The following is a 25,615-nucleotide window of genomic DNA, read 5'->3' as shown; positions in this document are numbered from 1 at the left end:
TCGCGGACCGGAGAACAGTGCCCAACCTCGTCAACCTCGAGAACGTCGCCATCTCCTTCGGCGGCCCGAAGCCCGTGCTCGACGGGGTCTCGCTCGGCGTCGACGCCGGGGACCGCGTCGGCGTCGTCGGGCGCAACGGCGGGGGCAAGTCGACCCTCGTCGCGATCCTGGCGGGCCGCCTCGAGCCCGACGCCGGGCGGGTCAGCCCGGTGCGCGGGCTGCGGATGGCGTCGGTGACCCAGCAGTCGCAGCCGTGGGGGGCGACCGTGCGGGAGGCCGTGCTCGGCCTGTCGAGATCGGGGGGAGGACCCGTCCCGGACCACGAGTGGGCGGCGGATCCCCGGTCGCGGGCGGTCGTCGAGGGTCTGCGCCCCGGCGGCGACCGTGGCCTGGACGCGACGGTCGAGGGGCTCTCGGGCGGGGAGCGGCAGCGGATCGCGTTGGCCGCGGCCCTCGTGCAGGAGCTCGACCTCCTCGTCCTCGACGAGCCGACCAACCACCTCGACGTCGAGGGCGTCCGGTGGCTCGCCGAGCACCTGCTCGCGCGCCGCACCGCCGTCGTCGTCGTCACCCACGACCGCTGGTTCCTCGACACCGTCGCCTCGCGCACGTGGGAGGTCGTCGACGGCCGGGTCGAGCAGTACGAGGGCGGCTACGGCGACTGGATCTTCGCGCGGGCGGAGCGGGCGCGCCTGGCGGACGCCGCCGAGCAGCGTCGTCGCAACCTCGCCCGCAAGGAGCTGGCATGGCTGCGCCGCGGCCCGCAGGCGCGGACGTCGAAGCCGCGCTACCGCGTCGAGGCCGCCGAGGCGCTGATCGCCGACGTGCCCGAGCCGCGGGACTCCGTCGAGCTCGTGACCATGGCCAAGCACCGGCTCGGGCGCACCGTGGTCGAGCTCGAGGACGCGACGCTGACGGTGCCCTCGCAGCCGCCCCGGACGATCGTGGACCGCCAGACCTGGCGCATCGGCCCCGGCGACCGGATCGGCATCGTCGGGATCAACGGCTCGGGCAAGACGACGCTGTTGCGGGCGGTGGCGGGGGAGCGCGAGCTCGACGGCGGGCGCCGGGTCCAGGGCACGACGGTGCGGATCGCGCACCTCTCGCAGGACCTCTCCGACCTGCCGACGCACCGGCGCGTGCTGCAGGCCGTCGAGGACATCGCCGAGCGGGTGACGATCGGGAAGTACGAGCAGACCGCCTCGCAGCTCGCCGAGCGGTTCGGCTTCGCGGCGGCCCGGCAGTGGACGCCGGTCGCGGACCTCTCCGGTGGGGAGCGGCGCCGGCTGCAGCTGGTGCGCCTGCTCATGACCGAGCCCAACATGCTGCTGCTCGACGAGCCCACCAACGACCTCGACGTCGACACCCTCCAGCAGCTCGAGGACCTCCTCGACGGCTGGCCGGGGACGCTCGTGCTGGTCAGCCACGACCGCTACCTCACCGAGCGGGTGTGCGACCGCGTCGTGGCGCTCTTCGGTGACGGCCGGATCACCGATCTGCCCGGCGGGATCGAGGAGTACCTGCGCCGCCGTGACCAGCAGGCCGCCGTGTCGACCGAAGGGCCCCTTCGGTCGAATAGATCGGCCAAGGGCGCCCCTCGCCCGAACGCGCCGGCCGCGGGCGGTTCCGGCGAGGGGCGCCCTTCATCGGGTAGTTCGAGCGAAGGTGCCCTTCGGTCGGAACCGGCCGGGCGCTCCGAGTCGGACAAGCGCGCGGCCCGCAAGGAGGCTCAGCGTCTCGAGCGGCGCCTCGAGCGGCTGGCGAGCCGGGAGACCGAGCTGCACACACTGCTCGCCGGCGCCGCGACCGAGCCGGGCCGGCTGATGGAGCTCGACGCCGAGCTGCGGGCGCTGCTCGCCGAGCGCGACGAGCTCGAGGAGGCGTGGCTCGAGGCCAGTGTCGACTGATCCGGGAGAGGCCGAGGCGCGGGCCGTGCTCGACGAGGCGGTCCGCTGGGCCCGGCTGCTGTTCGGGACCGGGTTCGGGGCTGCCTACGCGATCGGCAGCCTCGCGCACGGCGGCTACGCGCCCGGCGTCAGCGACGTCGACCTGGCGCTGGTGGTGCGGACGGCGGGCCCGGGGGCACGGGCGCGCGTGCGAGCGGTCCGCGGGCTCACCCGGTGGCGCTGCGGGCCCGGCCCGGCCGAGCGGCTCTCGGTGTTCTGGGGCCGGTGGCGCGACGTGCGCCAGGGCGCCACGGGGCGGGTGCGGCTGCCGGCGGTCGACCGGCTGGACCTCCTCGAGCACGGCCGGCTGCTGGCGGGCACCGACCGCCGCGCCGGGGCCCTCGCGCCGACCCACGACGAGCTGGTGCTCGACGGCGCCCGCTTCGCGGTGGGCTGGTACGACGCGGCCCGGCTCGCCACCCTGCGCGACCCCGCGGCCCTCGCGGCGGCCGACGCCCGCACCGTCACCAAGAACGTCCTCTTCCCGGTGCGGTTCCTCGCGACGCTGCACACCGGGCGCGCGGGGTCGAACGAGGACGCCGTGCGGTGGTACGTCGAGGAGCACCGGGGTCCGGCGTCGCCGCTGGTGGCCGCGGCCGCCCGGTGGCGGGACGCCGGGGTCGGGCCCGAGGCGTCGGCGCTGTTGGCCGAGCACCTGGGCACGTTGCACCACGAGTGGGCGGCGGACCACCTCAGGTGGGTGCGCTCCTCCCGGGCGCGGAGCGGACCTAATGGACCCGGTTCTGCGCCGCCTCCAGGCCCTCGGTGAGCAGGGCCTCGACGGCGTCGGCCGCAAGCTCGAGCGAGACGTCCAGCTCGCGGCGCTCGGCCGAGGACCAGCGCTTGAGCACGTAGTCGGCGGGGTCCTGACGTCCCGGCGGCCGGCCGATCCCGAACCGCACCCGCAGGTAGTCCTTCGTCCCGAGCGATTTCGAGATGGAGCGCAGGCCGTTGTGCCCGCCCTCCCCGCCGCCGCGCTTGAGGCGCACGACCCCGAACTCGAGGTCGAGGTCGTCGTGCACCACGACGAGGTCGTCCACCGGCACGGAGAAGAACCGCAGCGCGTTCGCGACGGGGCCGCCGGAGAGGTTCATGTAGCCGCGCGGCTTGACCAGGTAGGTCTTGCGCCCGACCAGCCGGCCCTCGGCGACGTCCGCGCCGGACTTGCGGTGCGAGGAGAAGCGGGCGCCGACCCGCCCGGCGAGTACGTCGGCGACCGCGAACCCGACGTTGTGCCGGGTCCCCTCGTACTCCGCCCCCGGGTTGCCCAGGCCCGCGACGAGCACGGGGCCGGTGGCGGGCACCCCGGGGGCGGCCACGTCAGTCCTCCTTGCCGGGGGTCTCGCCCGCGGCGGCGGCCGGGTCCTCGGGGGCACCGCCGTCGGAGCCCCCGCCCCGCTCGGAGCCCTCGCCGTCCTCGGTCTCCGGCGCGTCCTCCTCGACGCCGGCGCCCTCGGTGTCGATCTCCTCCTCGAGGGCCTCCTCGGTCGGGGCCTCGGTGACGTTGACGACGAGGAGCTCGGGGTCGCTCACCAGCTCCGAGCCGTCGGGCAGCCGGATGTCCCCGGCGAGGAACTGGGTGCCGATCTCGGCGTCCTCGATGACGACGCTGATCTCCTCGGGGATGTCGAGGGCGTCGGCCTGGATGGTGAGGGTGTCCTCGTTCTGGAAGACGAGCGTGCCGGACGCGGCCTCGCCGACGGTGACGACCCGGACGTCGACCTGGACCTTCTCGCCGCGGCGGACGAGGACGAGGTCGACGTGCTCGATGAAGCCCTTGATCGGGTCGCGCACCACGCTCTTGGTCAGCGCGAGCTGCTGGGAGCCGACGCCGGTGACGGTGAGGACGGCGTTGCGGCCGTTCTCGCGCATGACGGCGGCGAACTCGACGGTGTCGAAGGACAGGTGGACCGGGTCGGAGCCGTGGCCGTAGAGGACGGCGGGCACGCGGCCGGCGCGACGGGTGCGGCGCGCGGCCCCCTTGCCGAACTCGGTGCGGGGCTCTGCGGCGATCTTGACGTCAGCCATGGGGCGCTCTCCTGCGGTGTGCCGGGCGGCGAGAGCGGGCCGGCACCCGGCGCACACCTCGCACCGCGATGCCCACCGCGTCGATCACGGCAGCCGGTGCGAACGACCGCCCTCGCCGAAGTGGATCGTCGTCGAGTCTACCGATGGCCCACGGCGAGTCGGCGGCCGGCCCGTCCCCCGGACGCACGAACGGCCGGTCCATCACCATCGAAGGTCACGAACCGGCCGTTCGTACCCGCGGAAGCCCGCTCAGGCGTTGCCGTCGAACAGGTTGGTGACCGAGCCGTCCTCGAACACCTCGCGCACCGCCCGCGCGATCACCGGCGCGATCGAGAGCACCGTGAGCTGCGGGAACCGCTTCTCGTCGGGGATCGGCAGGGTGTTGGTGACGATGACCTCGCGGGCCCCGCAGGCGGAGAGCCGCTCGACGGCGGGTCCGGAGAGCACGCCGTGGGTGGCGGCGATGACGACGTCGCTGGCGCCGTCGGCGAGCAGCGCCTCGGTGGCCTTGGCGATCGTGCCGCCGGTGTCGATCATGTCGTCGACGAGGATGCAGCAGCGGCCCTCGACCTCGCCCACCACGCGGTTGGCGACGACCTCGTTCGGCTTGGTCTTGTCGCGGCTCTTGTGGATGAAGGCCAGCGGGACGCCCCCCATGGTGTCGGCCCACTTCTCCGCCACGCGGACGCGGCCCGAGTCGGGGGCGACGACGGCGAGGTCCTCGCCGGCGTAGGCGTCGCGCAGGTGCTCGGCCAGCACCTTGTTGGCCAGCAGGTGGTCCACGGGTCCGTCGAAGAACCCCTGGATCTGGTCGGTGTGCAGGTCGATCGTCATGATCCGGTGCGCACCGGCGGTCTTGAGCAGGTCCGCGACCAGGCGCGCCGAGATCGGCTCGCGGCCGCGGTGCTTCTTGTCCTGGCGGGCGTAGCCGTAGAAGGGCACGACCGCCGTGATCCGCTTGGCCGAGGCCCGCTTCAGGGCGTCGATCATGATCAGCTGCTCCATGAGCCACTGGTTGATCGGCGCGGTGTGGCTCTGGATGACGAAGGCGTCGGAGCCGCGGACCGACTCCTCGAACCGGACGAAGATCTCGCCGTTGGCGAAGTCGTACGCCGCCTGCGGGACGATCGTGACGTCGAGCTCCTTGGCGACCTCCTCGGCCAGCTCGGGGTGTGCCCGGCCGGAGAAGAGCATCAGGCTCTTCTTGGGGGTCGACGACACTGCGCTCACGGTCACTGCTCCTCCTGGTCGCGCCGCTCGGACGGGCGTGGCGCGTCGTCCGGTCCCCCGTCGGGCGGGCCCGCCGCCCGGGCCGCGGCCTCGGCCGCCGCGGTGCCCGGGCGCTTGCGCGCCACCCAGCCCTCGATCGTCCGCTGCGGGCCCGAGGAGACCGCGAGGGCGCCCGGCGGGACGTCCTCGCGGACCACGGTGCCCGCTCCGGTGTAGGCCCCGTCCCCGATGGTGACCGGGGCCACGAAGGTGTTGTCGCTGCCGGTCCGCACGTGGTCCCCGACGACGCTCCGGCGCTTGGTCACGCCGTCGTAGTTGACGAACACGCTGGACGCGCCGATGTTGCTGCCCTCGCCGATCGTGGCGTCGCCGACGTAGGTCAGGTGCGGCACCTTGCTGCCGGGCCCGATCTGCGAGTTCTTCACCTCGACGAACGTCCCGATCTTGCCGCGCTCGGCGAGCTCGACGCCCGGGCGCAGGTAGGCGAAGGGACCGACGGAGGTCTCGGGACCGACGGCGGAGTTGCTGCCGTGGGTGCGCACGACGCTCGCGCGGGCGCCGACGGCCACGTCGGTCAGCGTGGTGTCCGGACCGACCGTCGCCGCCTCGCCGACGGTCGTCGTGCCGTGGAGCTGGGTGCCGGGCAGCAGGGTCACGTCGCGCTCGAGGCGCACCCCGACGTCGACCCAGGTCGAGCGGGGGTCCACGACCGTGACGCCCGCGCGCATCCAGCGCTCCAGGACGCGGCGGTTGATCTCGGCGCCTATCGCGGCCAGCTGCACCCGGTCGTTCACCCCGGCCACCAGCCACGGGTCGGCGAGCTCCACCGCGCCCACCCCGAGCCCGTCGCGGTGCGCGGCGGCGACGACGTCGGTGAGGTACAGCTCGCCCTGGGCGTTGTCGGTGCCCAGCCCGGCGAGCGCGGCGCGCAGCACCGCGAGGTCGAAGGCGTAGACCCCCGAGTTGACCTCGGTGATCGCCAGTTCGGAGAGCGAGGCGTCGGCCTGCTCGACGATGGCGGTGACGCCGCCCTTGTCATCGCGGACCACGCGCCCGTAGCCGGTGGGGTCGTCCATCTCCGCGGTCAGCAGGGTGACAGCGTTCCCGGCGTCGTCGTGCTCGGCGACCAGCGCGCGCAGCGTGGGCGCGTCGAGCAGCGGCACGTCGCCGTAGGAGACGAGCACCGTGCCGGTGGCGTCCGCGGGCAGCGAGTCGATTCCGCACCCGACGGCGTGCCCGGTCCCGCGCCGGCGGTCCTGCACGGCGGTGCGGACGTCCCGGCCGAGCGCGGCCCCGACCTGGTGGCAGTGGGTGCCGACCTCCTCGCGGCCGTGCCCCACGACGACGACGAGGTGGGTCGGCTCGGCGCCCGCGGCGGCGTGGAGCGCGTGGCCGAGCAGGCTGCGGCCGCCGACCGGGTGGAGGACCTTGGGAGTGGCCGACCGCATGCGGGTGCCCTCTCCCGCGGCGAGGACGACGACCGCGGCGGGGGTCGACGGCATCGGCTCTTCTCGCTCCCGGGGGTCTCGGCGTCGGTGCGACGCGGTCCGTGGGTCGAGCACGATCCTCGCACCTCTCGCCGTCCCGACGGTGCACGGGGTTTGGACCGCAGGCCTAACCGCCGACGGCGAGACCCTCCGCCGGGGTGTCGGACCCCAGGTCGACGACCACCGCGCCGCCACCCGACCGCTTGGCCTCGTACATCGCGCGGTCCGCGCGGGCGAGCAGCGTTCCCGGGGTCACGCCGGAGTGCTCGGTTCCGGCCACCCCGATCGAGAGCGACACCCACGAGCCGTCCCCCACCGGCACCCCGGCCACCGCGAGCGCGGCCCGCTCGAGCGCGCCCCGGGCCGCGGTCTGGGAGCTGCCGGGCAGCACGACGACGAATTCGTCGCCGCCGTAGCGCGCCACCACGTCGTCGGAGCGCAGGCAGCGCCGCAGCGTCTCGGCGACCAGCCGCAGGACATGGTCGCCGTGCGCGTGCGACATCCGGTCGTTGATCGTCTTGAACCGGTCGACGTCGACCATCGCGATCGCGAGGGCCGCCCCGCTGCGGGCGGCGACGGTCGTGAGGTGGTCGGCGAGCACGTCGTCGAGCGCGCGCCGGTTGGGCAGCCCGGTCAGCGGGTCGGTGCGGGCCTGCACGGTGGCCTCGCCGTGCTCGCGGCGCAGCTGCTCGTGCGCGAGCCGCGTGGTCAGCGAGAGCACCCGGGCGCGCTGCAGGGTCCACAGCTCGTGCTCGAGGTCGCTGGTGTAGTCCCGCAGGGCCCGCCGGGCGGCCACGCCCTCGGCGCCCTGCCGGTCGGCGGTCACGTGCGCCAGCTCGCGGCTGACTGCCAGGAGCAGGTTGGGCTCGCCCCGGGGACGCCGGGCCCGGACGCGGTCGAGCACCGCGGCGGCCTCGTCGCGGCGACCGGACAGCGCGAGCGCCCGGGCCCGGGCGAGCCGGCCGAGCAGGTGGTCGGCCAGGGCCGGGCACACGCGTTCGTCGGGGCCCAGGGCGTCGGCGTCGCCGCGGGCCACGGCGGCGACCTCCTCGGGCTCGTGCACCCGGCCGTGGGCGTCCGGGGTGCCCGCCGGGCGGCGCGCGAGCGCGACGGCCGCCCGCAGCAGCAGGCGGTGGTCGGGCGGGAGCAGCGCGGGCTCGGCGTGGAGGGTCGCGGCCCGGCGGGCGGCGTCGTCGAGGTGGGGCAGGCCGTCGCGGTGGGCGCGCTGCAGCCGCAGGCCCCACGAGATGAGCACCCGCACGTGCTCGTGGTCGCAGCGCGCGGCGGCGAGGACGTCCCCGTCGTCCTCGGCGATCACCCGGGCGCGGGTGAGCAGCGGCTGGGCGACCTCGTTGAGCCCGAGCGAGGTGAGGGTGGCCGCCACCAGCCGGTAGGTGTCCTGGAGGTTGCCGCGGTGCTCGCGCTGGGTGGGGGCGTGGTCGACCACGGACTGCTCGTCGAGCTGGGTGAGCGCCCGCGTCGCCGCGGCCAGGGCGGACTCCTCGTCGTCGGCGAGCAGCGCGCGCCGCGCGAGCAGGGCCTCGGCGTCGACGGCGAAGAGGGTCAGCCCGTGCTCGGCGACGACCCCGACGAGCTCGTCGAGGAGCCCCTCCGCGGCGTCCGTGGACGCGGGGGCCGCCGTCGCGTCGGAGGACGAGCCGGCGCCGCGGACGGCCAGGTGGGCGGCGGCGGCCTCGCGGAGGAGCACGGCCCGGGTGGCGGGGTCGGACGTCCCGCGGGTGCGCCCGACGAGGTCGCACAGCGCGATGAGGTCGGCGGTCGGCCCCGTGGCGCCCGACAGCGGCACCCGGGAGGCGCGCGCGGCGGCGGAGCGGGCCAGCGCGAGGACGGTCTCACGCGGGGCGCCCTCGGGCCGGGTCAGGGCCGCCCCGGTCATCCGCCGGTGCTCTTCGGGGCGGGCGCGCGCCGCGTCCCGAGCGGCCTCGTCGCCGTCGTGCTCGTCCGGACGTCTCACCCTTCACCCCCTCACGGCCCCGCCCGGGCGACCCGTGTGCACACTGTCGGTCACGGGCAGCGCCGAGGTCGTCGCTGGGCGTCACGCGGGATTCTGCACATGCGGACGCGGTCGGCTCCTGCGGGGTCGGTCGAGGGGGAGGGGAGCGTCGGTGGGAGCAGCGCAGGACGTCCGCGGCCGCCCCGCGGTCCCGCTCGTGCCGATGCCGTGGCGGCGGCTCGTCCTCCCGGTCGGGCTGTTCGGCGTGCTCGTGGTCGTCGTGTTCGCGCGGCGCTACGCCGGGACCGCGCACACCGGCCGGATCGACGGCACCCTCGCCGCGCTGGTGCCGATGCGGCACGGCGTGCTCGCCGTCGTCGGCGAGGCCATGGCCGATCTCGGGGACCCGGTGCCGGTGGCGGTGCTCATGGCGGTGCTCGCCGCGGTGGCCTGGCGGTGGCGCCGGGGCCGGGGCCTCGCCGTCGCGGTGGTCGCGCCCGGCGCCGCGATGATCACGACCTCGCTGGTGCTCAAGCCGATCGTCGCGCGCACCCGCGGCGACGAGCTCGCCTTCCCCAGCGGCCACACCACCGCGGTCGCCTCGATCGTGGTGACCGCCGCGATCGTCGTGCTCGGCACGCCCGCCCTCACAGCCAGGGTGCGGGGGGTGGTCGTGGCGGGCCTCGGCGTGCTGGTCGTCGTGGTCGGGGTGTGCCTGGTGGGTCGCGGGATCCACTACCCGACCGACGTGCTCGGCGCCCTCGGCGTCGTCGTCGCCGTTGTGCCGCCGATCGCGGTGGTCGTCGACGCGTTCGCCGACCTGGGCGACGACGGCGGCGTCCCCGGCGGCACCTCCGGGAGCGGTGGTCCCCGCCCGGTCGGTGCGGAGGAGCTCGTCGGGGAGGCGCCGACCGACAATTTCCGGGCGGCGTCCTGAGCCGGTGCGCGGCGTCAGGCCTGCGCGCTGGTCCGCTCGTGCGCCGGGGCGGGGAGCGGGCGGCGCATCGTCACCATGGTGCCCGTCGGCCCGTGCACGACCTCCACGTCGGTGAGGCTCTCCATCAGCGTCAGGCCCCGGCCGCGGGAGGTCGGGCCCGTCGTCGGGTCGCGCCAGCGGCCGTCGTCGGACACCACGATCGTGACGACGTCGTCGACGAGGTCGGCGCGCAGCGTCATCGAGCCCGGCCCCGTGGCGTTGGCGAACGCGTGGTCGACCACGTTCTCCAGGGCCTCGCTCGTGGCGAGCACGAGGTCGTCCGCCAGGTCCTCGAGGTCGTCGTCGAGGACCGATGAGGCGCCCGCCGCGGTCTGCCGGGCCTGGAGGGCCTCACCCAACCAGCGGCGCAGGGCCCGGCGGAAGGCCCCGACGCGCGGAGGGCCGGCCTCGGCGGCGAGGTCCAGCGCAGCGTGCGAACTCACGAGCACCCGCTCCCGGACACGACGACGAGACGACCTCGCCATGTTCCCCTGCCCCCTCGGAGGCAAACCCGCCGGGGCTGGTTCAGTCGGCCGGGTCGATTCCCCGGGACGAGACCGGAGGACCGACCGTAGGAATGCGCTGCTCCACCGGGAGGTAGCCGGTGCTGTCGTCCAGCGGAGTGCGCACGTCGTACCGGCACTCGTCGTGCACCACCGCGGGCCCCCAGACCCACAGCCGCGGGGCCTCCCGCGGCGCGAGCCCGACGATGCGGACGGTGCCGTCGGCGTCCGGTGCCACGGCCCGGCCGCACACCGAGCACGGCGCCTGGACGCGGGCGGTGGGGGTGCGCGGACCCCTCGGTGGGGTCATCGGCGGTGGCTCCCGGCGCGAGGTGGGGGCGGCCCGGTCTCTCCGACCGGCCGCCGTGCCCGATCAGATTGACCCCAATCGGACGTCCGGGCAAGCCCTCTCCGCGGAGGGCCGACCCGCCGGGAGGTCTCAGAGCCGGCCCTCACGCAGGGCGGTGGCGGTGCGCAGGCGCTCGGCGAGCTCGTCGAGCCGCTCGCGCAGGGCGGTGAGCTCGGCACCGTTCATCCCGGTGGCCAGCTCGACCTCCCGCTGCACGCCCCGGGCCTGCTCCCGCAGCGCCCGACCCTGCTCGGTGCACGCGATCTCGAGCGTCCGTTCGTCCTCGGGGCGACGGCGGCGGGTGACCCGCCCCTGCTTCTCCAGGCGCTTGAGCAACGGCGAGAGGGTCCCCGAGTCCAGGTGGAGCTGCTCGCACAGCGAGCCCATCGACACGGCCTCGTCCTGCCAGAGGACCAGCATCACGGCGTACTGGCTGTAGGTGAGCCCCAGCTCCTCGAGCCCCTGGCGGTAACAGGCGGTCATGGCCCGGGACGCCGAGTGCAGCGCGAAGCACAGTTGCCCGTCGATCGTGAAGGGCTGGCTGCTGGGGCTCGCCTCAGCCGTGGTCATCCCCCCAGCGTAAACGGGATGGGGCTGTCATGGGGTGGCCTCACCGTGCGGCTCCGGACGACCACGAAGGGTGTCCGCGCCGGGCACGAAGCCCGCCGTCCCGAGGTGGGCGAGCAGGTCCGTGGTCAGCGGGAGCCGCGAGAGCTCGGCCGGGGTGAACCACCCGGCGTCCGCGGCGTCGTCCCCGGCGCGCAGGCGCCCGCCGACCGGGTCGGCGACGAAGTCGTGGATCTCGAAGACGGTCTCGGTCCCGTCCGCGGCGAGCACGCCGGTCGGCCGTGCGAGCACCAGCCACTCGGCCCCGACGACCACCTCGAGCCCGGTCTCCTCGGCGACCTCCCGGGCCGCCGCGTCCGCGGGAGTCTCCCCGGGCTCCACCCGCCCGCCCGGCAGGGTCCAGCGTCCCGCCTCGGGATCGTGGGCCCGCCGCACGAGCAGCAGCCGCCCCGCCGGGTCCCGGACGACCGCGCCCGCCGCGAGCACCGTGGGCACGCGCCGCTCCCTCCCCGGGGCCGGCCGCGCGAGCTCCGCCGCCAGGATTCGAACCTGGATCATCGGAACCAAAATCCGAGGTGTTGCCCTTACACCACGGCGGATCGCGGGTAGCCCGCGCGAACCATGGTGACACGACGCCCGCGGAGGCCCCGGACCTGCGCGATCCCCCGACGGCGAGGCCGGGGGCCGGGCACGCCGCGTGACCGTCGGACGGTGGCCTCGTTGGGCCACGTCAGGACGTGTGCCGGGCGCGGGTGTTCTCGGCCCGTGCTCCGGGTCACTCGTTATCGGCACGCAACCTGCCCGTGGCGCACGCGTCCAACGTGGTGGAGAACTCGATCCGCCGACGGGCGGACGCCGTACGAGGGGAGGTGGCAGTGGGCGACCGAGCAGCGACCGGATCCGCGGAGCGTGCTCCGAGGGACGTGAGCTGTGCCGGACCACTGCTCCGTACGGGCGGCGAGCGACGTCGGGCGTCCGGGACGAGGCCCCAGGGCCCCGTCCCCGGAGCGCTCAGAACAGGGGCGAAGGCGTGAGCGGCACCGAGCTCGAGGGCAGGACCGACCCGAGCGACACCGGCGAGATCCCGGCGCACGGTGCGGCGGGGGCCTCGTCGACGACGTCGACCACCTCCGCGGCGCCCCACGCGCCGGCCGGGGGCACCGCGACGCCGGGGCGCGCCCCGGCGGCCGACCCGGCCCCGTTCGTCGACCCCGACCCGACGGCGCCCGGGTTCATCCGGATCTGGGACGACGAGGGCCCGGGTCAGCCGGGCAGCGTCGCGGTGGCCACGAGCTGGCAGTCCAAGTTCGCGCTCGCCGTCGCCGCGACCGACCTGATCGTCCTCGCGGTGTGCGCGCTGCTGGGCGCGCTCGTCGGCTTCGGCGCGGGCACCGGGGACAGCGGCACCAACCCCTGGAGCCTGGCACTGGTCTCGATGGTGCTGGTGCCCGTCGCGATCGGCGCGGCCCGGGCCTGGGACCCGCGCGTGCTCGGCCAGGGCTCCGAGGAGTGGAGCCGGCTGATGCGCGCGTACGTCAGCGCGGCGATCATCCTGGCCCTCGCCGGCCTCGTCCTGGAGCGGACCGGCGTGCGTCCCTGGGTGTTCGGCATCCTGCCGGTCGCCGGGTTGCTCTCCATGGCCGGCCGCTACACGCTGCGCCGGTGGCTGCACCAGGCCCGCAAGCGCGGCCGCGGTCTGCTGCCGGTCCTCGCGATCGGCACCGAGGAGTCGGTGCGCGACCTCATCGAGCGCACCCGCCGCGTCCCGCACGTCGGCTGGGTCGTCACCGGCGCCTGCACCCCGACGGGTCTCGGCGAGGACGGCCAGGGCCACGTCGCCGGCGTCCCGGTGCTCGGCGACCTCGACTCGCTGCCCTCCAGCGTGCGCAGCGGCCGCTTCGGCGTCGTCGCCGTCGCGCCCACCCCCGGCTGGAGCCCGAAGCGGCTGCACCGGCTGGCCTGGGACCTCGAGGGCACCGGCTCCGAGCTCGTCGTCGACCCCGGCCTCATGGAGGTCGCCGGCCCGCGGCTGCACGTCGCGCCGGTGGACGGGCTGCCGCTGCTGCGCCTCACCGAGCCGCGCCTCTCCGGCGTCCCGCGCATCGGGAAGCTGCTCTTCGACCGGGTCGCGTCGTCGGCCCTGGTCCTCTGCCTCGCGCCGGTCTTCCTGCTCGTCGCGCTGTTCGTCAAGCTCGACGGCGGCCCGGTGTTCTACCGCCAGACCCGCGTCGGGCAGCGCGGCAAGACCTTCCGGATGGTCAAGTTCCGCTCGATGGTCCCGAACGCCGACCGGCTCCGCGAGGACCTCGTGGCGGGCGGCAACGACGGGTCCGGCCCGCTGTTCAAGCTGCGCCGCGACCCTCGGGTGACCCGCATCGGCTCCCTGCTGCGCCGCTACTCCCTCGACGAGCTCCCGCAGCTGTTCAACGTCGTCGGGGGCTCGATGTCGCTGGTGGGGCCGCGGCCGCCGCTGCCCGGGGAGGTCGACGCCTACTCCGACGCCGCCAAGCGCAAGTTCCTGGTGCGGCCGGGCATGACGGGGCTGTGGCAGGTCAGCGGCCGGTCGGATCTGTCGTGGGAGGAGTCGGTCCGGTTGGACCTGCGCTACGTGGAGAACTGGTCGCCCGCGATGGACCTCGTCATCCTGTGGAAGACGGTCTCGGCCGTCTTCCGCGGTGACGGGGCGTACTGACCGAGAGGCGCGCATGACCACCGCACCCGCCGTCCCCGCCCCGCTGACCTGCCGGCTCTGCGGCTCGACCGAGCTCGAGAGCTTCGTCGACCTCGGCGCCACCCCGCCCTGCGAGCTGTTCCTCACCGCCGAGGCCCTCGAGGCCCCGGAGCCGACGTTCCCGCTGCACCCGCGCGTCTGCCGGAACTGCCTGCTGGTGCAGCTGCCGCCGCTGATCGACCCCGACGAGACCTTCACCGAGTACGCGTACTTCTCGTCGTTCTCGACGTCGTGGGTCGAGCACGCCCGCCGCTTCGTCACGGCCGCGACCACGCGCGCGGGCCTGACGAGCGACTCGCTCGTCGTCGAGGCGGCCAGCAACGACGGCTACCTGCTCGCCCACGTCGTCGCCGACGGAATGCGCGCGCTCGGGGTCGAGCCCAGCGTCAACGTCGGCGACGCCGCCCGCGCCAGGGGCGTCCCGACCGTCACCGCGTTCCTCTCCGAGGACACCGGGGCGGCGGTGCGCGCCGAGCACGGGCCGGCCGACCTCGTCGTCGCGAACAACGTCTACGCGCACATCCCCGACCTCGTGGGCTTCACCCGGGGCCTGCGCGCCATGGTCGCCGACGACGGCTGGGTCTCGATCGAGGTGCAGCACCTGCTCACGCTCGTGCAGCTGCGCCAGTTCGACACGATCTACCACGAGCACTTCCAGTACTACACGGTCGGCACCGCGATCCGGGCCCTCGCGACCGGCGGGCTCGACCTCGTCGACGTCGAGCTCGTGCCCACCCACGGCGGCTCGATCCGGCTCTGGGCCCGCCCGAGCGAGCTGCACGAGCCGGCCTCGCCGGCCGTCGCCGACGTGCTCGCCCGCGAGGCGGCCGCCGGACTGGACACCGTCGCCGGCCACGCCGGCTTCGCCCGCGACGTCTCGCGCATCCGCAACGACCTGGTGCGCTTCCTCATCGAGGCGGCCGACCGCGGGGAGACCGTGGTCGGCTACGGCGCGCCGGGCAAGGGCAACACGCTGCTCAACTACTGCGGCATCCGGCCCGACCTGCTCGCGTACACCGTCGACCGCAACCCCTACAAGCACGGCCGCTACACCCCGGGGACGCGGATCCCGATCCACCCGCCGGAGCGCATCGACGCCGACCGGCCGGACCACGTGCTCGTGCTGCCGTGGAACCTGCGCGAGGAGATCACCGCCCAGCTCGCGCCGGTCTCGGCGTGGGGCGGGCGGCTCGTCTTCCCGATCCCGACCCTCGAGATCGTCGACCCGGCGACGGGAACGGTCGTGGGGGGCTCGCCCGCCACCGCGACGGCGCGGTGACGGTGATGTACCCGAAGGCCCGAAGGAATCCGAAGTGAAGGTCGTCCTGTTCTGCGGCGGATTCGGCATGCGCATGCGCGAGGGGGACTCCGACGTCCCCAAGCCCATGCAGATGGTCGGTCCACGCCCCCTGATCTGGCACGTGATGCGCTACTACGCGCACTTCGGGCACAAGGAGTTCGTCCTGTGCCTGGGCTACGGCGCGCACCACATCAAGAACTACTTCCTCAACTACCGCGAGACCGAGTCGAACGACTTCGTGCTGCGCCAGGGCGAGGTGCAGCTCAACGGGTCCGACATCGCCGACTGGACGATCCACTTCGTCCAGACCGGCCTCGAGTCGCCGATCGGGGAGCGCCTGCGCCGCGTACGCCACCTCGTCGAGGACGACGAGATGTTCCTCGCGAACTACGCCGACGTCCTCACCGACGCGCCGCTGGACGACATGGTCAAGCGGTTCACGGCCTCCGACGCCGATGCGGCGCTGCTGGCGGTCTCGCCGACGGCGGTCTTCCACATCGTCGAGCCGGGCCCGGACGACCGGATCACCTCGATCCACCCCGTCACCGACATGGGCGTGCGCGAGAACGGCGGCTACTTCGTGCTCCGCCCGTCGGTCATCGACCGGATCCCGGAGAACGGGGACCTCGTCGGTGACGCCTGCACCGCCCTCGCCAAGGAGGGCAAGCTCCTGGGCTACCCGCACGAGGGCTTCTGGCTGCCCGCGGACACGCTCAAGGAGCGCAACGAGCTCGAGGCGTCGTTCCGCGCCGGCATCCGGCCCTGGATGCTCTGGGAGAAGAAGCCCGACGTGGCGCCGCTGCAGCGCCTCGTCGAGCAGCAGCTGCTGAGCTGATGCACCCGCTCGTCCCGGCCCGGCTCGACGAGCTGGTCCTGCTCGGGGCCCACTGCGACGACATCCCCATCGGCGCCGGCGGCACCGTGCTCACCCTCTGCCGGGCCCGTCCCGGGCTGCGGGTGCGCGCGCTGGTGCTCGCCGGCGGCGGCACCCCGCGCGAGGACGAGGAGCGGGCCGCGCTGGCGGCGTTCTGCCCCGGCGCGGACCTGTCGGTGACGGTGCTGGACATGCCCGACGGCCGCCTCCCCACCCACTGGGAGTGGGCGAAGGAGCAGCTCGAGGCGTTCCGCCGCACCTGCGAGCCCGACCTCGTGCTCGCCGGGCACCGCGGCGACGACCACCAGGACCACCGGGAGCTGGCCCGGCTCGTCCCCACCGTCTTCCGCGACCACCTCGCCCTCGGCTACGAGATCCTCAAGGCCGAGCCCGACCTGGCGCAGCCCGCCGTGCTCTGGCCGCTCGAACCCGACGTCGTCGACGAGAAGATCCGGCTGCTCCACGCGCACTACCCCTCGCAGACGGGCCGGACCTGGTTCGACGACGAGGCCTTCCGCGGCCTCGCGCGGATCCGGGGCGTCCAGGCCGGGCGCCGCTACGCCGAGGGCTTCCACCCCACCCGCCTGCTCGTGGGCGCACCGGCCTGAGCCACGCTGGTACCGCCACCACGAAGGGAGACCGCGCCATGCGCGTCCTGCTCACCGGCCACCAGGGCTACCTGGGCACGCTCGCCACGCCGATGCTCGCCGCCGCCGGCCACCAGGTGACCGGACTCGACTCCGGCCTCTACGCGGACTGCGTCCTCGGCGACCTCGAGACGCCCGACCCGCCGGCGCTCGCGGTCGACCTGCGCGACGTCACGGTCGACCAGCTCCGCGGGTTCGACGCGGTCATCCACCTGGCCGCGCTGTCGAACGACCCGCTCGGATCGCTCGCGCCGGAGCACACCTACGACATCAACCACCACGCGTCGACGCGCCTGGCGCGGCTGGCCAAGGAGGCCGGGGTCGGGCGCTTCGTCTACGCCTCGACCTGCTCGGTCTACGGCGCCTCGGGCACCGACGACATCCTCGACGAGCACGCCCCGATGAAGCCGGTGACGCCCTACGCGGAGTCGAAGGTGCGCGTGGAGGCCGACCTGGTCGACCTCGCCGACGACGACTTCGTGCCGGTGTCGATGCGCAACGCCACCGCGTTCGGCTTCTCGCCGCGGCTGCGGGCCGACATCGTGCTGAACAACCTCGTCGGGCACGCCGTGCTCTCCGGGGTCATCAAGGTGATGAGTGACGGCACCCCGTGGCGCCCGCTCTGCCACGGCCGCGACATCATCTCGGCCGCGATCACCGCGATGGAGGCGCCGGCCGACGTGGTGCGCGGCCAGGCGTTCAACGTCGGGAGCACCGAGAACAACGTGCAGGTCCGCGACATCGCCGACGCCGTCAAGGTGGCCGTGCCGTCCGCGGCGCTGCTGGTGACCGGCGAGACCGGGGGCGACCCGCGCTCCTACCGCGTCGACTTCACCAAGATCGAGAAGTTGCTGCCGGAGTTCCGCTGCGCGTGGTCGGTGGCCGACGGCGCCGCGGAGCTGCTGCGCGAGTACACCGCGCGCGGCCTCACCCAGGAGGCGTTCGACCAGCGCTTCACCCGGCTCGCGGTGCTGGCATCCCGCCAGGCCGCCGGGACGCTCGACGCGACGCTGCGCCCGGTCGGCTGACCGGCCGGCCCCGGTTCCGAGCGAAGGGCGCCTCCGGTCGGATAGATCGACCGAAGGGCGCCTTCGCTCGGAACGCTCCCCGGGGTCAGGCGCCGAGCTGGGCGAGCAGGTCCTTCCAGGAGCCCGCCGTCCGGTCGCGCTCCGAGATCGCGGTGACCTCGACCGGCCAGGCGATGGCGAGGTCGGGGTCGTCGTACGCCACCCCGACGTCCTCACCCGGAGCGTGCGGGGTGTCGATCCGGTAGCAGACGTCGGCGTCGGAGAGTGCCTGGAAGCCGTGCAGCAGGCCCGCGGGGACGAAGAGGTGGTGGAAGTCGACGTCGTCGAGCCGGAACGACGCCACCGTCCCGAACGTCGGGGACGAAGGGCGGGCGTCGACGAGGACGTCGTGCACGGCCCCGTGCGCCACCCGCACCAGCTTCGCCTCCCCCGCGCCGCGGCGGCCGTGCATCCCGCGGATCGTGCCGGCGCGCGAGCGCGACTGGCTGTCCTGGGCCACCGGCCCGAGGTCGACGCCGTGCTCGGCGGCGATCGCGGTGTCGAACGTGCGGGTGAACAGGCCCCGGTCGTCGCGGTGCGGCGTGGGGACGAACACCAGGACGCCGTCGATCGCGCTCGTGCGAACCTCCATGCCCGCCAGCCTCCCACCACCCGCCGAGAGGACCTCCACCCGTGCCCAGCCCCGACCCCGCGTCCGTGACCTGCCGCTGGTGCGGGAGCACCTCGGGCAGCGTCGTCCTCGACCTCGGCGACCAGCCCGCCGCCGACCACTTCCCCGAGGTGGACGACCCGGGCCCCGACCCGGTGCACCCGTTGCGGATGTGGCTGTGCGCGCAGTGCGGGCTCGCGAACCTCGCCGAGGACCCGACGACGCCGGAGGAGCCGCGCGGCGCCGAGCCGCAGGCCATGGTCGACCAGGCCCGCGACGCCGTCGCCCGGGTGCAGGCCGCCGGGCTGCTCGCCGGCCCGGACGGCGCACCGCCGCGCACGGTCACCGAGTTCGGCAGTCCGCACGGCGGCTCGTGGCTCGACCTGCTCGCGGCCGTCGGGCTCACCGAGGCGCAGCCCGCCGAACCGGCCGATGTCGTCGTCGACTGCTTCGGACTGATGCACGCCGCCGACCAGGCGGCCGGGCTGGCCGAGCGGGCGGCCGCGACCGCCACCGGCGGCACGCTGCTGCTGCAGTTCCACACGCTGGCCGCGATCGTCGCCGACGGCGGGTGGAACGCGTTGCGCCACGGCCACTTCGCGTACTACTCGACGCCGGTGCTGGTGCGCATGCTCGCCGCCGTCGGCTTCGAGGCCACCCACGCCTTCTGGTTCGACCTCTACGGCGGCACGGTGCTCCTCGCCGCGCGGCGCACCGGGGTCGCCGGCCCGGCGGACCCGCCGTCGGTCGAGGGGCTCGTCGAGCGCGAGATCGCCGCCGGGGTGCTCGATCCCGCCGTCGTCGCGGGCCTGGACGCCGCCACCGCCGCCAGCGCCGACGCCCTGCGCGCCCACCTGGCCGACGGCACGGACGCGGGCCGGTCGGTGATCGGCTACGCGGCGGCCTCGCGGGCCGTGCCGCTGCTCAACCGGGCGCGCATCGGCCCCGACCTGCTGCCCGCGGTCGCCGACGGCTCGCCGGGCAAGCAAGGCAGGCGCTTCCCGGGGGTCGGGGTGCCGATCGTGGCGCCGGAGGAGGTGGTGGCGCGCCGGCCGGACGAGGTGGTCCTCTTCGTCACCGACCTGCTCGCGGAGATGCGCACGCGCATGCCGGAGGTCGAGAAGGCCGGGGGCCGGTGGGTGGTCGTCGACCCCGTCGTGCGGGTCGCCGAGCCGGAGGCCTGAAGCGGGCGTGAGCTGAGACACACCTCACTCGGGGGGCACCGCGCCGTGCGGCGCGGCGTCTTGCCCAGGGCGGGGGGACGGTCCCCGACGACGGCGGGTGGCTCGACCGTCGGACCCCGGTCCTAGACTTCCCGGGGCGGGCGGGCGCCCGATGCGCGACGGCCGGGACCTGACACGGTGAGGACACGAGGCGACCAGGATGAGCCCGAGCGATTGATGGGATGGGCAGCATGACGGCAGTCGAGGCCCCCCGGGCGGCGGGCGCGCAGCCCGGCCCCGGTGGCCCGAGGCGACCCGACGCGGGTCCGCCCGCACCCCCGCGCCGCCGCTCCCCGCACCTCCGGGTCGCCGTCGCCGTGGTCGTGCTCGCCACCCTCGTCTCGGGCCTGGGCACCTTCGCGGTGTTCCTCGGCATCGTCGGGCACTACCAGAGCACCGCCGAGGTCGTCTTCAACAACACGATGACGAGCGACGACAACATCGCCAAGGGCTCGCGCTACATCCAGGACCGCATCACCAGCTGGGAGGGCGTCGCCGGCAGCGAGGCCGTCGCGCAGCGCGCCGCGCAGATCGCCCGCGCCACCGGAACCCCCTTCGACCCGAGCACGGTGACCATCACCGGCAAGCACCCCTCGGGCACCGAGCTCCTCCAGGTCACCGCGACCTCGAACGACCCGTCGACGGTGGCCGCAGACGCGACCACCGCGGCACGCGCGACGATCGACGTCGTCGTCGCCAGCGAGCGCTACCCCGGCACCCCGCAGTCCAAGGTCTCCGGGACGCTCGTCGAGACCGGGGGCCCGGTCCTCGACCAGGGCTTGCAGGAGGCCCGCTGGTGGGGCGTCCTCGGCGGGGTAGCCGGGTTCATCGTGTCTCTGCTGGCCTGCTCGCTGCTGCGGCCCGGCCGCTGGGCGCGCGACCTCGCGCCGCACACCGTGCGCTCCCGGCGCCGGATGGTCGAGCTCAACGCGACCGTCATGGGCGACGAGATGCGCGGGCTCCTCAGCGGGCTCCGACGCCCCGAGGGCAAGATCACCGTCGGCGTCGCCGCGGTGTCGATCGCGGGCTACGGCATCACCGGCTCCATGATCTTCCCACTGCTCGTGGTGCTCGCGGCCGCGGTCTGGGCCTGGCGCACCGCCGACCCGCGCTGGTCCGCGGTCGCGCTGCTGTTCACCGGCGTCGGGGTGTTCCCGGAGAAGGTCGACGTCGTCAAGCTCGGGCCGGTCACGCCCACCGTCCTCGAGGTGGCGCTCCTGCTGGCCCTGCTGCTGACCCTCCGGGGGCGCAGCGTCGGGTTCGCCCCGCGCTCGGTGTTCGCCGGCCCGGTCGCGGCCATCCTCGTCGCCGCCACCATCGGTGCGATCGCGGCGATGGCGCTGGGCGGCGAGTTCGGTCTCATGATCGACAACTACCGCGCGCTGCTCCTGGTGGCGGCCTTCTTCCCGGTCTACTTCGCGTTCGCCCGCCGGCCGCACCAGCTGGTCTCCGTGCTCCTCTACCTCGCGGGGGTGTGCAGCGCCGTCGTGCTCGCCGCCGCCGCCGCGGGATGGAGCCGGCTGCTCGTCGACGAGCGCAGCTCGGTGATCACCGGGTCGTCGACCTCCGACGTCGCCCGGCTCTCCGGGCCGACGCTCAACCTGTGGGCCCCGCTGCTCGTCCTGCTGCTCTCGGCGCTCATGCCGCGCAAGCCGCGCTGGGTCTGGCTGGGGCTGCTGCTGATCGGCATCGCGCACGAGGCGGCGAGCTTCAACCGCTCCACCTGGGCGCCGCTGGTGCTCCTGATCGTGGCGGTCGCCGCGGTCACCCACGGGCCGAAGGGCCTGGTGCGGCGGGCCGCGCTGCTCATCGTCGTCGGCGCGATCGGCTTCAGCCTCGCCCTCACCGGGCTGGCCGGCGGCCAGGCCAAGCAGATCGCCCTGCGGGCCTCGAGCGTCGTCACCGGCCAGGCCTACGGCGAGGACAGCCTCCCGGACCGGCTCCGGGAGAACGCCGCCGCGTACGCGACCCTCGAGAAGCAACCGTGGACCGGCGTCGGCGTGGGCCAGTACTACGGCGGCGAGCTCATCACCTACGACAACGAGCACAGCCGCACCGTGGTCGACCCGCGGCCCTACATCCACAACCAGTACCTGCGGATCTGGCTGTACATGGGCGTGTTCGGCCTCCTCGCCTACGCCTTCGCCGGCGTCCGGGTCCTCTCGGTCGTCCTGACCTCCTGGCGACGACGGACGCCGGGGGCACCGATGGTGGTGGTGCTCGGCATGGGCATCGCGTGCCTCGCGGCGCAGGCGAGCCTGCAGACGATGCTCGTGGACCGCCCGTCGATCATCATCGTCGTGACGCTCATGGCGGCCGCGTCCGCCTTCGCGACCTGGACACCCTGGCCGTTGCCCCTGCCTCCCGCGCCCCGCCGCCCCGGGGTCGGGGCGGCCGGCCCGATCCCCGGGCGGCCTCCCCGGTCGGGCCCGGTCCCGGGTCCCGTACCGAGCCCCCCGAGACGGCCTGCGGTCCGCGCGGGCACCATGGAGGAGTGAGCTCACCGATGACCGTGTCGTCCGCACTGCGCAAGGCGTGGTGGGTGCTCGTGCTCGGTGCCGTGCTCGGTGCCGTCGTCGGGCTCGTCGTCGATCTCCGCCTCGCGGGGGCCGACTACACCTCGAGCTCGCAGGTGCTGGTCTCCGGTGGTGGGTCCTCGGACTCCTCGGACAGCGCCTACAACACCAACCAGTACATCAACCAGCGGATGTCGACCTACGCGCAGCTCGCGTCGAGCGACCAGGTGGTCGTCCCCGCGAGCCGCCAGCTTGGGATCGACAGCGCCGACCTCGCGCAGCGGGTCACCGGGAGCGTCGACGGCGACACGACGGTCATCACGCTCTCCGTGCGCGGGTCGAGCCCGGAGGACGCCGTGCGCGCCGGGCGGGCGGAGACCCAGGCCTTCACCCAGGCGCTCGGCGCGCTGGAGACCGCGCCCGGGCAGCCGCCGCGTGTCAACACCCAGGTCATCTCCGACCCGTCGACCCCCGCCGCGCGGCCGTTGCCGCCGGCGGTGGTGTTCGTGCTCGTCGGCGCGCTCGTCGGTCTCCTGCTCGTGCTCCTCGCGGTGGCGCTCTTCTTCGCGCCCTTCCTGCGCCGCCTCGGCGGCCGGGTGTCGTCCTGGATCCGCAGCGACCCGGGCAGTGCGCCGCGTCAGGTGGGCCCGCCGACGGGCGCGAACCCGATGATGGCCCCGCCGCCCGGGTACTACCCGCCTCCCGGCCGCCCCTTCCCGCCGCCGCCGCGCCCGATGGCGCCGCCGGCGCCGGGGCCCGCGATCGACCCCACCCCGACGACGCCGGTGGCGATGCCCACGGGCGGTGGCCCGGGTTCGTCCGAGGCCACGCAGCGGGTCGCCCGGGAGGGCGAGGGCTCCTCGCCGGCCGCGGCGACGGCGGGTTCGACGTCGGGCGCCTCCGGCTCCTCCGGGTCCGGTCAGAACGCCGGCGCCGGCCAGAAGCCCGGCCCGGGGCAGGCCGGGAAGCCGGTCGCCGCGGCGGGCAAGGACGCCGCGGGTGCCGCGGCCGCGGCCGCGGCGGCCCAGGGTGCGTCCTCCGGGCCCACCCAGGCCGCTGCGCAGAACGGGAAGTCCGCGCCCCAGGCGTCCGGTCCCCAGAAGCCGCCGCAGGCCGGTGGGTCGGGCGGTGCGGGTGCGTCGGGTCCGCAGGGTGGCGGCCCCGGGCCCGCGAAGCCGAGCCCGTCGCCCGCCGGGCAGAACGGTCGTCCCTCGCCCGGCCCGGCCGGAGCGGGCTCCGGCGCGCCGAGCGGGCCCGGCAAGGGCGGGCAGCCCTCGCCGCCGGCGAAGGCCGCGGGTGCGGCCGCCGCGTCGCGGAGCACGGGCGGTTCGTCGGGCGGGAGCTCGGCCGCGGGTGGACCGGGGAGCACGAAGCCCGGGCAGAACGGCTCGCCGGCGCAGCCCGCCGGGCAGAAGCCGCCCGGTGCCGCGGCCCCGAAGAGCCCGGGCCAGTCCGGTGCCACGGGGGCGAAGGGCCCCGCGCAGAACGGTCCGGCCCAGGGCGGTCAGTCCCAGGGCGGTCAGTCCCAGGGCGGTCAGTCCCAGAGTGGTCCGGCCCAGGGCGGCCAGTCCCAGAGCGGGTCGGGCCAGGCCGCCGCCGGCCAGAACGGCTCGCCCCAGAAGGCGTCCGCCGCGGACGCCCCGACCCAGAGCGCGCCCACCCAGAAGGGTTCTGCCCAGAACGGCTCGGCCCAGAACGGCTCGGCCCAGAACGGGTCGGCCCAGAACGGGTCGGCCGGGTCGGGCCGGAACGGGTCCGCGCAGAACGGGTCCCGCGGCACCGCCGCCCCGTCCCCGAAGCCGACCTCGGCCGCGAAGCCGACCCCGGGTGCCAAGCCCACCCCGGGCGCGAAGCCGGCCCCGACCTCGTCGCCCGACGCCCCGACCACCACGGTCGGGACGGCCGGCGCGGCCCCCCAGACCCCCCGTCGTCCGGCGCCGGGCAAGCCCGTGTCCATCAAGCCCAAGGGCACGCCCGCCGGCACCCCCGCCCCGAAGCCGGGGAACACGCCGCCGGCCCGCCCGGGCGGTCTGGACGCGGACACCGTCGCCGTGGACATGCGCCGCCAGAGCGGGCCGAGCCCCACGCCGCGGCCGCGGACCAACGGCGCCCCCAACCGGGTCGGCTCGTCGGTCTCGACCGACACCGACCGCGGCTCGCCCGACGGCTGACCCACCTCCGCCCGGTCAGCGGACCTCCACCCGAGGTCCGGGGCCGGGCGGACGTGTGTCAGGCCCTCAGGCCCGGCCGCCCCCGGAACGCCGACCTACCCGGGCGAACACCTCGCCCCACCCCGCGGCGGCGCGCTCGGCGGAGAAGTGGCGCTCGTAGTGCTCGCGGGCCGAGGCGCCCACGGCGGCGGCGGTCGACGGGTCGGCCAACTTGTCGAGCACCGCGGTGAGGCCCTCGACGTCGTCGACGCGGAGCGGGGGCAGGTCGGGAGCCGCGAACTCGGGGAGCCCACCGGAGTCCGAGACGATCGTCGGCACCCCGAGCTGCATGGAGAGCACCTGCACGCCGCTCTGGGTGGCGAGCCGGTAGTGCGCGAGCGAGGCCTTGGCCCGGGCGAGGACCGGGAGCACGTCGGCGTAGGCGAAGGGCTCCCGCCGCCACTCGACGTGCTCGGGGAGGTCGAGCCGCTCCAGCGGACCGTCCCCCAGCACGAGCAGGCGGTCGCCCTGGTAGGCCGGGGAGACGGTGTGCGCGGCCCACGCCCGCAGCGCGACCTCGACGTTCTTGTACGGCGAGATCCGCCCCAGCAGGACGACGTCGCGGCGCTGCGACGCCGGGGCGGGCACCGGCGGCAGGTCGGCCTCGGGCACGTCCGAGGTCAGCGGGACGACGTCGACCCGTCGGCCGAACCGCGCCGACAGCACGGCGGCCACGTGGGTGCTGGGCGCGACGACGGCGGCCGCGGTCCGGGTCTGGAGGTCGAGCACCGCGTCCCGGTACCAGGGCCGCTCCTCGTCGGCGCCGTGCGGGCGGTCGTCGTGGACGACCTGCACGAGCGGCGCGAGCCGCGTCATCGGCAGCCAGCGCGGGTCGTGCATCAGCTCCGACACGACGACGTCGGGGGCGAACCGTCCCGCCTCGGCGGTCACCCGCGCCAGCGCGGGCAGCGTCCGGGGGTCCTTGATGGCGGGGTCCAGGACGCGCTCGTCGGGACGCGCGGTGACCTTCTCGTAGTGCTGGTCGGTGGTGACGACGAGCGCCTCGTGCCCGGCCGCGCGGAGCGCGTCGACCTGGACCCGGGTCAGCGTCCGCAACCAGGGCGAGAGCCAGAGGATCCTCATCGGGCGGCTCCGATCTCGTGCACCGGCTCGTCGGGGGCGCCCGGGAACGCGTGTCCGACGAGCCGCGCGATCGCCTGCTGGTAGACGTCGGCCATCGCGGCGTCGGTGTAGTGCGCGAGGGCGCGGACCCGGCCGGCCTCGCCCAGGGCGGCGAGGCCGTCGCGGTCGTCGAGGGCGGCGCGCAGGGCGGTGCTCCACGCCGCCGCCGTCGTCGGGTCGAGCAGGTCCGCCCGCCGGTACGACACGATCAGCACCGCGAGGTCACGACCCGTCACCGCGTGCGTCTCCCGTCCGGCGTCCCCGCCGGGCCCGGG

Annotated in this window: 23 protein-coding genes and 1 tRNA gene; 11 read left to right on the top strand and 13 right to left on the bottom strand. The window is 75.2% G+C overall.

Annotated features, from left to right (window positions below):
- Positions 1-17: 17 nt before the first annotated feature.
- Positions 18-1,907 carry an ABC-F family ATP-binding cassette domain-containing protein gene (locus VGH76_RS22165; protein ID WP_331558890.1) on the top strand — a complete coding sequence of 630 codons (1,890 nt, stop codon included), beginning with the start codon at positions 18-20 and terminating at the stop codon, positions 1,905-1,907.
- 25 nt (positions 1,908-1,932) lie between these two features.
- Entirely contained in the window at positions 1,933-2,715 is a 783-nt protein-coding gene (locus VGH76_RS22160) for a hypothetical protein (RefSeq protein ID WP_331558889.1), read from the top strand.
- Here the strand turns inward: VGH76_RS22160 and pth are convergent.
- The 5 genes from pth to VGH76_RS22135 form a co-directional block, all read right to left on the bottom strand.
- Complete coding sequence (gene pth / locus VGH76_RS22155) at positions 2,675-3,265, bottom strand: aminoacyl-tRNA hydrolase (RefSeq protein WP_331558888.1); 591 nt, start codon at positions 3,263-3,265, stop codon at positions 2,675-2,677. The two genes, VGH76_RS22160 and pth, sit on opposite strands and share 41 nt — an antisense overlap.
- A gap of 1 nt (position 3,266) precedes the next feature.
- Positions 3,267-3,974, bottom strand: a complete 708-nt coding sequence (locus tag VGH76_RS22150) for a 50S ribosomal protein L25/general stress protein Ctc (RefSeq protein ID WP_331558887.1) — start codon at positions 3,972-3,974, stop codon at positions 3,267-3,269.
- Between the two features lie 249 nt (positions 3,975-4,223).
- Positions 4,224-5,204: a ribose-phosphate diphosphokinase gene (locus VGH76_RS22145; protein ID WP_331558886.1), complete on the bottom strand. Its 981-nt coding sequence runs from the start codon at positions 5,202-5,204 to the stop codon at positions 4,224-4,226.
- Between the two features lie 2 nt (positions 5,205-5,206).
- On the bottom strand, positions 5,207-6,706 hold the full coding sequence (gene glmU / locus VGH76_RS22140; RefSeq protein WP_331558885.1) for a bifunctional UDP-N-acetylglucosamine diphosphorylase/glucosamine-1-phosphate N-acetyltransferase GlmU: 1,500 nt from the start codon (positions 6,704-6,706) through the stop codon (positions 5,207-5,209).
- A gap of 112 nt (positions 6,707-6,818) precedes the next feature.
- Positions 6,819-8,666 (bottom strand): GGDEF domain-containing protein, encoded by a 1,848-nt coding sequence (locus VGH76_RS22135; RefSeq protein WP_331558884.1) that lies wholly within the window; start codon positions 8,664-8,666, stop codon positions 6,819-6,821.
- Positions 8,667-8,817: 151 nt separating this feature from the next.
- Here VGH76_RS22135 and VGH76_RS22130 point away from each other — a divergent pair, with 151 nt between their 5' ends.
- On the top strand, positions 8,818-9,582 hold the full coding sequence (locus VGH76_RS22130) for a hypothetical protein (protein ID WP_331558883.1): 765 nt from the start codon (positions 8,818-8,820) through the stop codon (positions 9,580-9,582).
- Positions 9,583-9,596: 14 nt separating this feature from the next.
- Here VGH76_RS22130 and VGH76_RS22125 read toward each other — a convergent pair whose 3' ends face one another.
- From VGH76_RS22125 to VGH76_RS22105, 5 genes are all read right to left on the bottom strand, one after another.
- On the bottom strand, positions 9,597-10,064 hold the full coding sequence (locus VGH76_RS22125) for an ATP-binding protein (protein ID WP_331558882.1): 468 nt from the start codon (positions 10,062-10,064) through the stop codon (positions 9,597-9,599).
- A gap of 82 nt (positions 10,065-10,146) precedes the next feature.
- Positions 10,147-10,434 carry a hypothetical protein gene (locus tag VGH76_RS22120; RefSeq protein WP_331558881.1) on the bottom strand — a complete coding sequence of 96 codons (288 nt, stop codon included), beginning with the start codon at positions 10,432-10,434 and terminating at the stop codon, positions 10,147-10,149.
- A gap of 129 nt (positions 10,435-10,563) precedes the next feature.
- A complete protein-coding gene (locus tag VGH76_RS22115) occupies positions 10,564-11,043 on the bottom strand; it encodes a MarR family transcriptional regulator (RefSeq protein WP_331558880.1) in 480 nt (159 codons plus the stop codon).
- A gap of 27 nt (positions 11,044-11,070) precedes the next feature.
- Positions 11,071-11,535: an NUDIX hydrolase gene (locus tag VGH76_RS22110; RefSeq protein WP_331558879.1), complete on the bottom strand. Its 465-nt coding sequence runs from the start codon at positions 11,533-11,535 to the stop codon at positions 11,071-11,073.
- A 33-nt stretch (positions 11,536-11,568) separates the two neighbouring features.
- A tRNA-Gln gene (locus VGH76_RS22105) sits at positions 11,569-11,639 on the bottom strand.
- Positions 11,640-12,070: 431 nt separating this feature from the next.
- Here VGH76_RS22105 and VGH76_RS22100 point away from each other — a divergent pair.
- From VGH76_RS22100 to VGH76_RS22080, 5 genes are read left to right on the top strand one after another with little or no spacing between them, the layout of a single operon-like run.
- Positions 12,071-13,732, top strand: coding sequence for a sugar transferase (locus VGH76_RS22100; protein ID WP_331558878.1), 1,662 nt, complete (start codon positions 12,071-12,073; stop codon positions 13,730-13,732).
- A 13-nt stretch (positions 13,733-13,745) separates the two neighbouring features.
- Positions 13,746-15,050: a class I SAM-dependent methyltransferase gene (locus tag VGH76_RS22095; RefSeq protein WP_331558877.1), complete on the top strand. Its 1,305-nt coding sequence runs from the start codon at positions 13,746-13,748 to the stop codon at positions 15,048-15,050.
- Positions 15,051-15,084: 34 nt separating this feature from the next.
- Positions 15,085-15,906 (top strand): glucose-1-phosphate cytidylyltransferase, encoded by an 822-nt coding sequence (locus VGH76_RS22090; RefSeq protein WP_331558876.1) that lies wholly within the window; start codon positions 15,085-15,087, stop codon positions 15,904-15,906.
- The gene (locus VGH76_RS22085; protein WP_331558875.1) at positions 15,906-16,553 is read left to right on the top strand and encodes a PIG-L deacetylase family protein; all 648 of its coding nucleotides are present in this window, start codon (positions 15,906-15,908) and stop codon (positions 16,551-16,553) included. Before VGH76_RS22090 ends, VGH76_RS22085 begins: the two co-directional genes overlap by 1 nt.
- Positions 16,554-16,591: 38 nt before the next feature.
- Complete coding sequence (locus VGH76_RS22080; RefSeq protein ID WP_331558874.1) at positions 16,592-17,620, top strand: SDR family oxidoreductase; 1,029 nt, start codon at positions 16,592-16,594, stop codon at positions 17,618-17,620.
- An 85-nt stretch (positions 17,621-17,705) separates the two neighbouring features.
- On the opposite strand, the gene VGH76_RS22075 is transcribed toward VGH76_RS22080, so the two are convergent.
- Positions 17,706-18,251, bottom strand: a complete 546-nt coding sequence (locus VGH76_RS22075) for a dTDP-4-dehydrorhamnose 3,5-epimerase (RefSeq protein WP_331558873.1) — start codon at positions 18,249-18,251, stop codon at positions 17,706-17,708.
- A 41-nt stretch (positions 18,252-18,292) separates the two neighbouring features.
- Here VGH76_RS22075 and VGH76_RS22070 point away from each other — a divergent pair, with 41 nt between their 5' ends.
- The 3 genes from VGH76_RS22070 (at position 18,293) to VGH76_RS22060 (ending at position 24,179) form a co-directional block, all read left to right on the top strand.
- Positions 18,293-19,453, top strand: a complete 1,161-nt coding sequence (locus VGH76_RS22070; protein WP_331558872.1) for a methyltransferase domain-containing protein — start codon at positions 18,293-18,295, stop codon at positions 19,451-19,453.
- A 230-nt stretch (positions 19,454-19,683) separates the two neighbouring features.
- Complete coding sequence (locus VGH76_RS22065; protein WP_331558871.1) at positions 19,684-21,990, top strand: O-antigen ligase family protein; 2,307 nt, start codon at positions 19,684-19,686, stop codon at positions 21,988-21,990.
- 8 nt (positions 21,991-21,998) lie between these two features.
- Positions 21,999-24,179 carry a hypothetical protein gene (locus VGH76_RS22060; RefSeq protein WP_331558870.1) on the top strand — a complete coding sequence of 727 codons (2,181 nt, stop codon included), beginning with the start codon at positions 21,999-22,001 and terminating at the stop codon, positions 24,177-24,179.
- A gap of 66 nt (positions 24,180-24,245) precedes the next feature.
- Here VGH76_RS22060 and VGH76_RS22055 read toward each other — a convergent pair whose 3' ends face one another.
- Positions 24,246-25,301: a glycosyltransferase family 4 protein gene (locus VGH76_RS22055; protein ID WP_331558869.1), complete on the bottom strand. Its 1,056-nt coding sequence runs from the start codon at positions 25,299-25,301 to the stop codon at positions 24,246-24,248.
- Complete coding sequence (locus VGH76_RS22050; protein WP_331558868.1) at positions 25,298-25,576, bottom strand: hypothetical protein; 279 nt, start codon at positions 25,574-25,576, stop codon at positions 25,298-25,300. The genes VGH76_RS22055 and VGH76_RS22050 overlap by 4 nt, the downstream gene beginning before the upstream one ends.
- Positions 25,577-25,615: the final 39 nt, after the last annotated feature.

Source organism: Actinomycetospora sp. (assembly GCF_036497585.1).
Classification (GTDB): Bacteria; Actinomycetota; Actinomycetes; order Mycobacteriales; family Pseudonocardiaceae; genus Actinomycetospora.
Note: the sequence above shows the minus strand (reverse complement) of the source record. Positions and strands in the feature narration are given on the sequence as shown.

Excerpts from the sequence above, each read along its gene's own strand:
- VGH76_RS22060 (WP_331558870.1), top strand. The coding sequence starts at position 21,999 with ATGACCGTGTCGTCCGCACTGCGCAAGGCGTGGTGGGTGCTCGTGCTC.
- VGH76_RS22065 (WP_331558871.1), top strand. The coding sequence starts at position 19,684 with ATGACGGCAGTCGAGGCCCCCCGGGCGGCGGGCGCGCAGCCCGGCCCC.
- VGH76_RS22150 (WP_331558887.1), bottom strand. The coding sequence starts at position 3,974 with ATGGCTGACGTCAAGATCGCCGCAGAGCCCCGCACCGAGTTCGGCAAG.
- VGH76_RS22120 (WP_331558881.1), bottom strand. The coding sequence starts at position 10,434 with ATGACCCCACCGAGGGGTCCGCGCACCCCCACCGCCCGCGTCCAGGCG.
- VGH76_RS22085 (WP_331558875.1), top strand. The coding sequence starts at position 15,906 with ATGCACCCGCTCGTCCCGGCCCGGCTCGACGAGCTGGTCCTGCTCGGG.
- VGH76_RS22055 (WP_331558869.1), bottom strand. The coding sequence starts at position 25,301 with ATGAGGATCCTCTGGCTCTCGCCCTGGTTGCGGACGCTGACCCGGGTC.
- VGH76_RS22095 (WP_331558877.1), top strand. The coding sequence starts at position 13,746 with ATGACCACCGCACCCGCCGTCCCCGCCCCGCTGACCTGCCGGCTCTGC.
- VGH76_RS22075 (WP_331558873.1), bottom strand. The coding sequence starts at position 18,251 with ATGGAGGTTCGCACGAGCGCGATCGACGGCGTCCTGGTGTTCGTCCCC.
- glmU (WP_331558885.1), bottom strand. The coding sequence starts at position 6,706 with ATGCCGTCGACCCCCGCCGCGGTCGTCGTCCTCGCCGCGGGAGAGGGC.
- VGH76_RS22115 (WP_331558880.1), bottom strand. The coding sequence starts at position 11,043 with ATGACCACGGCTGAGGCGAGCCCCAGCAGCCAGCCCTTCACGATCGAC.
- VGH76_RS22080 (WP_331558874.1), top strand. The coding sequence starts at position 16,592 with ATGCGCGTCCTGCTCACCGGCCACCAGGGCTACCTGGGCACGCTCGCC.